This is a genomic window from Streptomyces griseoviridis (assembly GCF_005222485.1).
Taxonomy (GTDB): domain Bacteria; phylum Actinomycetota; class Actinomycetes; order Streptomycetales; family Streptomycetaceae; genus Streptomyces; species Streptomyces hintoniae.
Window position 1 is genome coordinate 7,485,741 of sequence record NZ_CP029078.1, and the last position, 11,691, is coordinate 7,497,431.

The window sequence follows — 11,691 nt, forward strand, 5'->3', positions numbered from 1 at the left end:
GCGCGGGTCCCCGGGGCGGGCCGGCGCGCACCGCCGCCCGGCCCCTCACCCCTCACCTCATGAACCGCCCCCCAACAGGCCCGCCGCGCGCGCCCAGCGGTACTTCGCGCCGAGCACCTCCACCGGCCGCTCGGTCGTGTACGGGTACGCCACCACCCCGCGCGCGTAGAGGTACTGGCAGGCTTCCTCGACCTCCACGTCACCGGCGAGCGACGCCACCACGGGCTTCTCGATGCCCCGCTCCCTGAACTCGGCCACCACGCGCGCGGTGAGTTCGGCGAAGACCATCGGGGGAGTGACGATGGTGTGCCAGTAGCCGAGGACGAGCGCGTGGACGCGCGGATCCTCGAGCCCCAGACGGATCGTCGCCTCGTACGTCGACGGCGGCTCGCCCCCGGTGATGTCCACCGGGTTGCCCGCCGCCCCGAAGGGCGGGATGAACCGCCGGAACGCCGCGTCCAGGTCCGGCGGGATCTCCATCAGGGAGAGGCCGTTGTCGGTGACGGCGTCCGAGAGCAGCACCCCGCTGCCGCCCGCCCCGGTGATGATGACGACGTTGTCGCCGCGCGGAGTGGGCAGCACGGGCAACGCGCGCGCGTACTCCAGCATGTCGTTCAGACCGGGCGCCCTGATCACCCCGGCCTGCCGCAGGATGTCGTCGTAGACGGCGTCGTCGCCCGCGAGCGCCCCGGTGTGCGAGCCCGCCGCCTTCGCGCCCGCCGCCGTACGCCCCGCCTTCAGGACGACGACCGGCTTCCTCGGCACGGTCTCGCGCGCCGCCGCCACGAAGGCCCGCCCGTCCTTGAGGTCCTCGAGGTGCATCGCCACGCAGTCGGTGTGCGGGTCCTGGCCGAACCAGGTCAGCAGGTCGTCCTCGTCGAGGTCCGACTTGTTGCCCAGCCCGACGATCGCCGACACACCCGTCCTCGTGGTCCGCGCGAAGCCCAGGACGGCCATGCCGATCCCGCCCGACTGAGAGGTCAGCGCCACCCCGCCCTTGACGTCGTAGGGCGTGCAGAACGTGGCACAGAGGTCGTGCCAGGTCGAGTAGTAGCCGTAGATGTTAGGACCGAGCAGCCGGACGCCGTGCCGTTCGGCGATGGCCACGATCTCGTCCTGGAGGGCGATCTCGCCGGTCTCCGCGAACCCCGAGGGGATCAGCACGGCGTTGGGTATCTTCTTGCGGCCCACCTCTTCCAGGGCCGCGGCCACGAACCTGGCGGGGATCGCGAAGACCGCCACATCCACCTCACCGGGCACGTCGATGACGCTCCGGTACGCCTTGCGGCCGAGGATGTCGTCGGCCTTCGGGTTCACCGGATGGATCTCACCGGCGAACCCGCCGTCGACGAGGTTGCGCATCACCGAGTTGCCGATCTTGCCCGGTTCGTTGGAGGCGCCGATCACGGCGACCGACGACGGTTCCATCAGGCGCCGCATGGAGGCGAGGATCTCCTCGCGCGCGTACCTGCGCCGGGGCGGCGGCTGCCGTTCGGCGAGGATGACGCGGATGTCGGCGGCGACCGCGCCCTCCGGGGTCGCGATCACCGGGTTGAGGTCGACCTCGCCGATCTCCGGGAAGTCCGTCACCAGCTGCGACACCCGCCTGATCTGCTCGGCGACCGCCCACCGGTCCACGCCCGCCTGTCCCCGCACCCCGCGCAGGACCTCCGCCGCCCGGACGGAGTCCAGCATCGACAGCGCCTCGTCGGCGCTGACGGGCGCCAGCCGGAACGTGACGTCCCTCAGGACCTCCACGAGCACCCCGCCGAGCCCGAACGCGACGACCTTCCCGAACGTCGGATCGGTGACCGCCCCGACGATGACCTCCTGCCCCTGCGGCAGCAACTCCTGGACCTGGACGCCCTCGACGCGCGCGGTCGCGTCGTACGCGCGCGCGTTCGTGACGATCCGGTGGAACGCGGCCCGGACGTCGGCTGCGCCCTCCACGCCGACGACCACACCGCCGGCGTCGGTCTTGTGGAGGATGTCCGGCGAGACGATCTTCATCACGACGGGCCCGCCGAAGCGCGCCGCGTACGCCACCGCCTCGTCGACGTCGCCGGCCACCTCCTCGCCCGGCACGGCGATCCCGTAGGCGTCCGCGATCACCTTGCCCTCGGGCGCGGTCAGCGCGAGCCGTCCCTCGGAGCGCACCGCGTCGAGGAGCGCGCGCACCTTCTGCTTCCGGTCTTCCGCCATCACGTCAGATCACTCCGTCCGAGACGAGCAGGCGCAGTTCGTCGTCGCCGAGCCCCAGCTCACCGCCGTACACCTCCGCGTTGTGCTCGCCGAGCAGCGGCGAGCTCGTCACGTCCACGGGGGAGTCGGAGAGCTTGAGCGGGCTGCCCACGGTCACGAACTCGCCGCGTTCGGGGTGCGGCACGGTGACGACCATCTCGTTGGCGACCAGCGAGGCGTCCTCGATGATCTCCCTGGTCGACAGGATCGGCCCGCACGGGATGTTGTGGCCGTTGAGCTTCTCCAGCACCTCCCACTTGGGGAGCGTCGAGGACCATTCCTCGATCAGCTGGAACATCTTGCCGAGCTTCGGCAGCCGGGTCTCCGGTGTCGCCCAGTCCGGGTCGTCGGCCAGTTCGGGCCGGCCGATCAGCTCGCTCAACGGCCGCCAGCCGACGGGCTGCACGATGACGTACACGTAGTCGTTGGGGCCGCCCGGCGCGCACTTGACCGCCCAGCCGGGCTGGCCGCCGCCGGACGCGTTCCCGGACCGGGGAACTTCGGCGCCGAAGTCGTCGTTGGGGTATTCGGAGAGCGGGCCGTGGGCCAGGCGCTGCTGATCGCGCAGCTTCACCCGGCAGAGGTTGAGCACAGCGTGCTGCATGGCCACGTTCACCCGCTGACCACGCCCGGTGCGCTCACGCTGGAACAGCGCGGCGAGTATCCCCGCCACGGCGTGCACACCCGTCCCCGAGTCCCCGATCTGGGCTCCCGTCGCCAGCGGCGGCCCGTCCTCGAAACCGGTGGTCGACATCGACCCGCCCATGGCCTGCGCGACGACCTCGTACGCCTTGAAATCGGTGTACGGGCCCTCGCCGAACCCCTTGATGGAGGCATAGACGATCCGTGGATTGATCTCCTGGACCCGGTCCCAGGTGAAGCCCATCCGGTCGACCGCGCCCGGCCCGAAGTTCTCGACCAGGACGTCGGAGCGGCGGATCAGCTCGGTGAGGATCTCCTTGCCGCGCGGGGTCTTGGTGTTGAGGGTGATGCTCCGCTTGTTGCAGTTGAGCATCGTGAAGTAGAGGGAGTCGACGTCGGGGAGGTCACGCAACTGCCTGCGCGTGATGTCACCCGACGGTGCCTCCAGTTTGACGACGTCCGCGCCGAGCCAGGCGAGCAGTTGGGTCGCGGAGGGTCCGGACTGGACGTGCGTCATGTCGAGGACGCGGATTCCTTCGAGTGCCTTGGCCGCTGTGCCGGTCATGAGGGTCACCTCACTTGTACATCGTCTGGTTCATGGTTCCGGGGGCGTACGCGTCCGGGTCGACCCAGACGTTGATCAGCGACGGCTTGCCGGACTCGCGGGCACGCCGGAGCGCGGGGGCGATGTCGGCGGGGTCGCGGACCTCCTCGCCGTGGCCGCCGAGCATCCGGGCGAACTCGTCGTAGCGGACGTCGCCGAGGGTGTTGCCGACCCGCTCGCGCTCCGGGCCGTACTTCTGGGCCTGGCCGTAACGGATCTGGTTCATCGAGGAGTTGTTGCCGACGATGCCGACGAAGGGGAGGTCGTAGCGGACGAGCGTCTCGAAGTCCCAGCCGGTGAGGGAGAAGGCGCCGTCCCCGAAGAGGGCGACGACCTCCTTGTCGGGGCGTGCCTGCTTGGCGGCCAGCACGAAGGGCACGCCGACGCCGAGGGTGCCCAGCGGACCCGGGTCCATCCAGTGTCCTGGCGACTTGGGCTGGACGACCTGCCCGGAGAAGGTGACGATGTCGCCGCCGTCGCCGATGTAGATCGAGTCCTCGGTGAGGAAGTCGTTGATCTCGCTGACCAGCCGGTACGGGTGGATCGGCGAGGCGTCGGAGCGCAGGCTCGGCAACCGCTTCGCGAGGGCGGCCTGTTCGACCGCGCGCAGTTCGTCGAGCCACTCCTTGCGCCGCGACGCCCCGCCGTCGATCCGCCCGGAGGCGGCCTCGGCCACCGACGAAAGCACCAGTCCGGCGTCGCCGACGATCCCGAGGTCGACGTCGCGGTTCTTGCCGACGGTGCGGTAGTCGAGGTCGATCTGCACGACGGTCGCGTCCGGCGAGAGGCGTTTGCCGTAGCCCATCCGGAAGTCGAAGGGGGTACCGACGATGACGATCACGTCGGCGTGCGAGAAGGCGTACCGGCGCGAGAGCTGGAAGTGGTGCGGGTCGCCGGGCGGGAGGGTGCCGCGTCCCGCGCCGTTCATGTAGGCGGGGATGTTGAGGGTCCTGACGAGGTCGACGGCGGCCTCGGTGCCCCGGGTCGTCCACACCTGACTGCCCAGCAGGACGGCCGGCTTCTCCGCGTGCACCAGCAGGTCGGCGAGTTTCTCGACGGCGTCCGGGTCGCCCGCGGACCGGGTCGAGGCGCGGTAGGCGCCCTGCCGGGGCACGCGCGCCGCGGCGGCCGGGACCTTGGCGTCCAGCACATCGCGCGGGATCTCCAGGAAGGAGGGCCCCGGCGCCCCGTGGTAGCACTCGCGGAACGCCATGGAGACCATGTCGGCGGCGCGCGCGGTGTCGGGGACGGTCGCCGCGAACTTGGTGATCGGCGCCATCATGTCGACGTGCGGGAGGTCCTGGAGGGAGCCCATCTTGTGCTGGGTCAGGGCGCCTTGGCCGCCGATCAGCAGCATCGGGGACTCCGCGCGGAAGGCGTTGGCGACGCCGGTGACGGCGTCGGTGGTGCCGGGGCCCGCGGTGACGACGGCGCAGCCCGGCCTGCCGGTGATCCGGGCGTAGCCGTCGGCGGCGTGCGCGGCGACCTGTTCGTGGCGGACGTCGACGACCTCGATGCCCTCGTCGACGCAGCCGTCGTAGATGTCGATGATGTGGCCGCCGCACAGGGTGTAGATGCGGTCGACCCCCTCGGCCTTCAGCGCCTTGGCAACGAGATGACCACCGGAAATGACGTCCTGGGTGTCGTCGGGCATGGCGAAGTCCTGTCCCTTCGTAGGGGGTTGGAGCTCTCTCGCGGTAGATTGCATACAGTCGACGAATACTGTATGAAGCTTGTTATCCCGCATCCGGTGGGTGGTGTCCAGGGGGCGTGCGGCACTTTCAGACAGGAGCCGAGATGGACCTGTACGAGCACCAGGCAAGGCAACTCTTCGACGCGCACGGCATCGTGGTACCGAGGGCCGAGGTCACCGACTCGCCCACGGAGGCCCGCGCGATGGCCCGCGGCCTCGGCGGCCGGGTCGTGGTCAAAGCGCAGGTGAGGACCGGTGGACGAGGCAAGGCGGGCGGAGTGAGGTTCGCCGCCGACCCCGCCGCGGCGGAACTGACGGCACGCCGCATCCTCGGCATGAACATCGACGGGCACCAGGTCCGCACCGTGATGCTGGCCCAGCCCGTCGCCGTCGAGAGCGAGTTCTACGTCTCGTACGTCCTCGACCGCACGGCCGGAACCTTTCTCGCGATCGCCTCCGCCGAGGGCGGCACGGACATTGAGGAGGTCGCCGCGGCCCACCCCGAGGCCGTGGCCCGGGTCCCCGTCGACCCCGCCGAGGGCGTCACCTCGGCGAAGGCACGCGAGATCGCCGACGCGGCGGGACTGCCCCCGCAGACCGTCGACGTCCTGGTACGGCTCTGGCAGGTACTGGTCCGCGAGGACGCCCTCCTCGTCGAGGTCAACCCGCTGGTGCGCACCGAAGAGGGCCGGATCGTCGCTCTTGACGGCAAGGTCACCCTCGACGACAACGCCCGCTTCCGGCACGCGCGGTGGAGAGGCCCCGACGCCGAACCCGAGGACACCCTGGAGGCGAAGGCCGCCGCCAAGGGCCTCACCTACGTGAAACTCGACGGCGAGGTCGGCGTCATCGGCAACGGCGCGGGACTCGTCATGTCCACCCTCGACGTGGTCGCGGGCTGCGGCGCCCGCCCCGCCAACTTCCTCGACATCGGCGGCGGCGCCTCCGCCAGGGTCATGGCCGACGGACTGTCCGTGATCCTCTCCGACCCGGACGTCAGAGCCGTCCTCGTCAACGTCTTCGGCGGCATCACCGCCTGCGACGCCGTCGCCGAGGGCATCGTCACGGCGCTCGACACCGTCCGGCTGACCAGACCGCTCGTCGTCCGCCTCGACGGCAACAACGCGGCCCGCGGCCGGGCCGTCCTCGACGCCCGCGCCCATCCGCTGATCGAGCAGGCCACCACCATGGACGGCGCCGCCCGCCGGGCCGCCCGACTCGCGACCACCGCCTAGGGAGACGCGACCGCATGGCCATCTATCTCACCGAGAAGAGCAAGATCCTCGTCCAGGGCATGACAGGCGCCGAAGGCATGCGGCACACCCGGCGCATGCTCGCCGCCGGCACGGACGTCGTCGGCGGCGTCAACCCGCGCAAGGCGGGCCGCACGGTCGACGTCGACGGCCGTGCCCTCCCCGTCTTCGGCACCGTGCGCGAGGGCATCGACGCCACCGGCGCCGACGTCACGGTCGTCTTCGTGCCGCCCGCCTTCGCCGGAGCGGCCGTCATGGAGGCAGCCGACGCCGGGATCGGCCTCGCCGTCGTCATCACCGAAGGCGTCCCCATCCACGACGCCGTCGCCTTCCACGCCCACGCGAGGTCCAGGGGCACGCGCGTCATCGGCCCCAACTGCCCCGGCCTCATCACGCCAGGCCGCTCCAACGCGGGCATCATCCCCGCCGACATCACCAAGCCAGGACGGATCGGCCTCGTCTCCAAATCGGGCACCCTCACCTACCAACTCATGCACGAGCTGCGCGACGTCGGCTTCTCGACCTGCGTCGGCATCGGCGGCGACCCCGTCGTCGGCACCACCCACATCGACTGCCTCACCGCCTTCCAGGACGACCCCGACACCGAACTGATCGTCCTCATCGGAGAGATCGGCGGCGACGCGGAGGAACGCGCCGCCGCCCACATCCGCGACCACGTCACCAAGCCGGTCGTCGCCTACATCGCCGGATTCACCGCCCCCGAGGGCAGGACGATGGGTCACGCGGGCGCCATCGTCTCCGGCTCGTCGGGCACCGCCCGCGCGAAGAAGGAGGCGCTGGAGGCGGCAGGCGTACGGGTCGGCCAGACACCGACGGAGACGGCGGGGCTCGTCCTCGCGCACCTCGAAGGTGGGATGCGCACGGCGATCGTTTGACGGCAGCGGCAGCGGCAGCGGCAGCGGTGACGGTGAGGGGGCGCGGGGAAGCGGAAGCGAGGAGCGCGGACGACGCCGGCGCCCCTGCACGCGCCCATGGGCGCACCTGGGCGCGCGTCTTCCCGGGCGCTCCGGCGCACGATCTCCGCGCGCGCCTTGTCCCGCATCTCCGGCACCGATCTCCCCGCGCGCCTTGTCCCACATCTCCGTCACCGGTCTCCCCGCGCGCTCTGTCCCGCGTCTCCCTCTCCATCTCCTCGTGCACCGCGCCGCACCCACCCCGCGCACACAGCCAAGCCGCCTCACGCCCGCCGCGCCACGCACCTCCCGCCCCCGACCGTGCACCGAGAGCGGAGCAGCACACGATGGCAACCCTCACCCCGACCGACCCACCGACCTCGACCCCCGCCCCGACGCCACCCCCGACGCTCACCCTCAAAGCGGGCACCGCCTGGTCCGACGCCTGGAGCCGCTGCCTCGCCGTCGCCCCCGAGGCGTTCCGGGACGACCACGTCCTCAACCTCTGGGGCGCGGCCTGGCGGCCGGGCGGAAGAACCCTGCCCGCCGTCAGCCCGGTCGACGGCACCCCCGTCGCCGGTCCGCCACGGCTCGACGGCGACACCGCCCACCGGGCGGTCCGCGCCGCCCTCGACCAGCACCGCGCCTGGCGGCACGTCCCGCTCGCCGAACGGCGGGCCCGGGTCACGGCCACCCTCGACGCCCTCACCGAACACCGAGACCTCCTCGCGCTGCTGCTGGTCCGGGAGATCGGCAAGCCCTGGCGGTCGGCGCGGGCCGACGTGGACCGGGCCGTCGACGGCGTGCGCTGGTACGTCGACGGCATCGAACGGATGGTCGCCGGACGGGCCCCGCTGGACGGTCCTGTATCCAACATCGCGAGCTGGAACTACCCGATGAGCGTGCTCGTTCACTCACTGCTGGTACAGGCACTGGCGGGCAACGCGGTCATCGCCAAGACCCCGACCGACGGCGGTCTCGCGTGCCTCACCCTGGCCGGCGCGCTCGCCGCGCGTGAGGGAATCCCGGTGACCCTCGTCAGCGGCGGCGGAGGCGAGCTGTCCCGCGCGCTGGTGCGCTCGCCCGAGATCGGCTGCGTCTCCTTCGTCGGCGGCCGTGACACCGGGGCCGCTGTCGCCACCGCCGTGGCGGACCTCGGCACCCGGCACGTACTCGAACAGGAAGGACTGAACACCTGGGGCATCTGGAACTATTCGGACTGGCCAGCGTTCACGGCCGTCGTCCCCCGACTCTTCGACTACGGCAAACAGCGTTGCACGGCCTACCCGCGCATCGTCGTGCAACGGCGGCTGTTCGACGCGTTCCTGGCCGCGTACCTCCCGGCGGTCCGCACGCTCAGGGTCGGCCACCCGCTGGCCGTCGAGCACCCCGACGACCCGTACCCGGAGCTGGACCTCGGGCCGGTGATCAACGCGGCCAAGGCGGCGGAGCTGCGCGCACAGGTCACCGACGCCGTCGAACGCGGCGCCGTCCCGCTGCACCGCGCGGACCCGGCGACGGCGCGCTTCCTGCCCGGCCAGGACACCTCGGCCTACGTCCAGCCGGTCACCCTGCTCAATTCGCCCCCGTCCTCACCGCTGCACCACGCGGAGCCGTTCGGCCCGGTCGACACCGTCGTGCTGGTCGACACGGAGGCGGAGCTGCTGGCCGCGATGAACGCCTCGAACGGCGCGCTGGTGGCCACCCTGTCCACCGACGACCGGGCCACCTTCGACCGGCTCGCCCCGCAGATCAGGGCGTTCAAGGTCGGCCACGGCAGCCCCCGCTCCCGAGGCGACCGCGACGAACTGTTCGGCGGCCTCGGCGCGTCCTGGCGCGGCGCGTTCGTCGGCGGTGAACTCCTCGTCCGCGCGGTGACGCGGGGACCGCGGGGGGAACGGTTGCCGGGGAACTTCCCGGAGTACCACCTGATGCCGTGATGCGGTGGGCTGCGGGCGGTGGGTCGTGAGGAGGACGCGGCCACCTCGGGTGATCGTCCACGGCCTCCCGTCCGCACCCTGCCGTCCCCGCCCGCGAGGCGGAAACGCAGGTGAAAGGCGCTCCGAAAGCTTGGTATTGTTGTCCATGTCGCCGCGGGGAACACCCCCGGCCAGGCGGCAGACACCTAGTCCGGGTGGCGGAATGGCAGACGCGCTAGCTTGAGGTGCTAGTGCCCTTTATCGGGCGTGGGGGTTCAAGTCCCCCCTCGGACACCATCGCGGGTATCTCACGCAAGTACCCAGGTCAGTCTCACAGAACTCCCAGTACGGATTCGTCCGGGCTGGGAGTTCTTCTGTGTTCGGGGTCTTGCTCGGCGAGGGGTGGCTGACGGGATTCCCGGCGAGCGGCGGGAGGCGGGCGGCAGGCGGCGGGCAGAGGGCTGGAGACAAGGGGGGCCAAGCCATCTAGCCATCTCCGGCACCGCCTCGGCCATATCGGGGATGCCGATTGCGTCGTGGGGACCCGTTGGCGACGGTGGGCAGGCAGACACGTGCTTCCCAGGGGGTCCGATGACGTTCATGGAGTTCGACACGGTGGGGCTGCCGCGGGAGCAGCGCTTCGACTGGTGGTGCGAGGTGGTCGGCGCGGGTGTGGCGCCCACCAGGATCACCAGCGACGAGGCTTCGGACTTCACGGGGAGCATCGGGTCCCTCGGGATGGGGCGGATCCAGCTGACGACGATGGCTTTCCCCACGGTCCAGTCGGAGCGCACCGCGCAGCTCGTCCGCCGGGGGGACCCGGAGACCTATGAACTCACCCTGGTTCTGGGCGGTTCCATGGAGGTTTCCCAGCGTCGCAACGAGGCTCGGTTGTCCGCCGGCGACTTCGCCGTCTGGACGTCTTCGCGGCCCTACCGGGGCCGGGCCGTGAGCGGGCCTGGCGTCGGCTCCGCGCGGGCGATCATCCTGCACCTGCCGAGAGAGATGCTCCCTGTTCCCGAGGCCAGGATGGACCGGTTGCTCGCGTGTGCCGTATCGGGGCGAACCGGTATGGGCCGCGTCCTCGCTGACCACCTCACCTCGGTCGCCCGGGAGGCGTCCGCGCTGGCCCCCCTGGACAGCCCGCGTCTGGGTCTGGCGAGTCTGGACCTGGCCGCGGGACTGTTCGCCGCCCAGGCTGATGCGCTGGACCGCCTCCCTCCGGAAACGCGGCACCAAGTGCTGCTGGCCCGCATCGACCTCTTCGTCCAGGACCACCTGGGCGATCTCCAGCTCGGTCCCGGCGCCATCGCGGCACACCACCACATCTCCGTACGGCTCCTTCACCGGCTCTTCCGCGACCGGGGCGAGACGGTGTCGACGATGATCCGACGGCGCCGACTGGAGCGATGCCACGCGGACCTCGCCGACCCGAGGCTGCTGGCCGTCCCCGTGCACGCCATCGGCGCGCGATGGGGCATGGGCGCTCCGGACCGCTTCAGCCGCGCGTTCCGCGCCGCCTACGGCCTCCCGCCCGGCGAACACCGCCGCAGGACCCTGGGTATGTGTGGTCGGACGACCACGGCGTCGGGGCCGGCTGACATCGGGCCCGGCGTCGGGTGCCAACTGACATCGGGGCCGGTTCCTCGTAGTGCGTCCAGGGACAAGCCTTCATGCGCTCCATGCCAATGACGGACGTCGCGGTCGACTCACACACTGGTCAGGTGCATGAGGAAGCCGGAAGGACGTGTCGCGAGGCGACGTCAACCTCACTCGGCCGCCGGAGCGTTCGGCTGAGTCACGGCGCGGTGATTCCGGGTCCGCCACCGACTGAGGGAGAGCCTTGAACCTTCGTATCAGCAGGGGAACAGTGGTACTGACCGCCGGAATCGCCATGTTCATAGGTGGGGCGAGTGCGCCGTCCGCCGGTGCCGCGCCCGCGATGGCGGGGCCGTACACCTGGGTGAACGGGAACTCGGGCAAGTGTCTGGAGATTCGGGGGGACTCGACCGCCAATGGCGCCGGGGCCAACCAGTGGGACTGCAACGGCTCCGCGACCCAGCAGTGGTACAGCTCCAACCTGTCCGGCTGGGGGACTTTCGTCAACGCGAACTCGGGCAAGTGCCTTGAGATTCGGGGGGACTCGACCGCGAACGGCGCCGGGGCCAACCAGTGGGACTGCAACGGCTCCGCCACCCAGCAGTGGTACTGGACCTCTTCGTACACTCTCGTCAACGGAAACTCGGGCAAGTGCCTTGAGATTCGGGGGGATTCCACCGCGAACGGCGCTGGAGCCAACCAGTGGGACTGCAACGGCTCCGCCACCCAGCACTGGTACTGAGCCACCAGAGCGCGCCACCGTCCCGAAGATCACGCCTGCTCGATCTGGTCGACACGTCATTGCCCCGATCGGCTCCACAGAACT

8 protein-coding genes and 1 tRNA gene are annotated in these 11,691 nt (G+C 71.0%); 6 read left to right on the top strand and 3 right to left on the bottom strand.

From position 1 onward, the window contains the following. Positions 1–57 precede the first annotated feature (57 nt). From DDJ31_RS32420 to DDJ31_RS32430, 3 genes are read right to left on the bottom strand one after another with little or no spacing between them, the layout of a single operon-like run. A complete protein-coding gene (locus DDJ31_RS32420) occupies positions 58–2,202 on the bottom strand; it encodes an acetate--CoA ligase family protein (protein ID WP_127176855.1) in 2,145 nt (714 codons plus the stop codon). A gap of 4 nt (positions 2,203–2,206) precedes the next feature. After that, positions 2,207–3,448 (bottom strand): formyl-CoA transferase, encoded by a 1,242-nt coding sequence (gene frc / locus DDJ31_RS32425; RefSeq protein ID WP_127176854.1) that lies wholly within the window; start codon positions 3,446–3,448, stop codon positions 2,207–2,209. A gap of 10 nt (positions 3,449–3,458) precedes the next feature. Next, positions 3,459–5,141: a thiamine pyrophosphate-binding protein gene (locus tag DDJ31_RS32430; RefSeq protein WP_127176853.1), complete on the bottom strand. Its 1,683-nt coding sequence runs from the start codon at positions 5,139–5,141 to the stop codon at positions 3,459–3,461. A 143-nt stretch (positions 5,142–5,284) separates the two neighbouring features. Here DDJ31_RS32430 and sucC point away from each other — a divergent pair, with 143 nt between their 5' ends. The 6 genes from sucC (at position 5,285) to DDJ31_RS32460 (ending at position 11,607) form a co-directional block, all read left to right on the top strand. Beyond that, a complete protein-coding gene (sucC, locus tag DDJ31_RS32435; protein ID WP_127176852.1) occupies positions 5,285–6,415 on the top strand; it encodes an ADP-forming succinate--CoA ligase subunit beta in 1,131 nt (376 codons plus the stop codon). A gap of 14 nt (positions 6,416–6,429) precedes the next feature. Next, positions 6,430–7,329, top strand: coding sequence for a succinate--CoA ligase subunit alpha (gene sucD / locus DDJ31_RS32440; RefSeq protein ID WP_127176851.1), 900 nt, complete (start codon positions 6,430–6,432; stop codon positions 7,327–7,329). A gap of 365 nt (positions 7,330–7,694) precedes the next feature. Beyond that, positions 7,695–9,287, top strand: coding sequence for an aldehyde dehydrogenase family protein (locus tag DDJ31_RS32445; RefSeq protein WP_127176850.1), 1,593 nt, complete (start codon positions 7,695–7,697; stop codon positions 9,285–9,287). Positions 9,288–9,475: 188 nt separating this feature from the next. Beyond that, positions 9,476–9,563, top strand: a tRNA-Leu gene (locus tag DDJ31_RS32450). Positions 9,564–9,857: 294 nt separating this feature from the next. Next, positions 9,858–10,958 carry a helix-turn-helix domain-containing protein gene (locus DDJ31_RS32455; RefSeq protein ID WP_127176849.1) on the top strand — a complete coding sequence of 367 codons (1,101 nt, stop codon included), beginning with the start codon at positions 9,858–9,860 and terminating at the stop codon, positions 10,956–10,958. A gap of 202 nt (positions 10,959–11,160) precedes the next feature. Then, positions 11,161–11,607: an RICIN domain-containing protein gene (locus tag DDJ31_RS32460; protein ID WP_127176848.1), complete on the top strand. Its 447-nt coding sequence runs from the start codon at positions 11,161–11,163 to the stop codon at positions 11,605–11,607. Positions 11,608–11,691: the final 84 nt, after the last annotated feature.

Bases quoted from the DNA above. Each gene is read 5' to 3' on its own strand.
- DDJ31_RS32420 (WP_127176855.1), bottom strand. From the start codon at position 2,202: ATGGCGGAAGACCGGAAGCAGAAGGTGCGCGCGCTCCTCGACGCGGTG.
- frc (WP_127176854.1), bottom strand. From the start codon at position 3,448: ATGACCGGCACAGCGGCCAAGGCACTCGAAGGAATCCGCGTCCTCGAC.
- DDJ31_RS32430 (WP_127176853.1), bottom strand. From the start codon at position 5,141: ATGCCCGACGACACCCAGGACGTCATTTCCGGTGGTCATCTCGTTGCC.
- sucC (WP_127176852.1), top strand. From the start codon at position 5,285: ATGGACCTGTACGAGCACCAGGCAAGGCAACTCTTCGACGCGCACGGC.
- sucD (WP_127176851.1), top strand. From the start codon at position 6,430: ATGGCCATCTATCTCACCGAGAAGAGCAAGATCCTCGTCCAGGGCATG.
- DDJ31_RS32445 (WP_127176850.1), top strand. From the start codon at position 7,695: ATGGCAACCCTCACCCCGACCGACCCACCGACCTCGACCCCCGCCCCG.
- DDJ31_RS32455 (WP_127176849.1), top strand. From the start codon at position 9,858: ATGACGTTCATGGAGTTCGACACGGTGGGGCTGCCGCGGGAGCAGCGC.
- DDJ31_RS32460 (WP_127176848.1), top strand. From the start codon at position 11,161: ATGTTCATAGGTGGGGCGAGTGCGCCGTCCGCCGGTGCCGCGCCCGCG.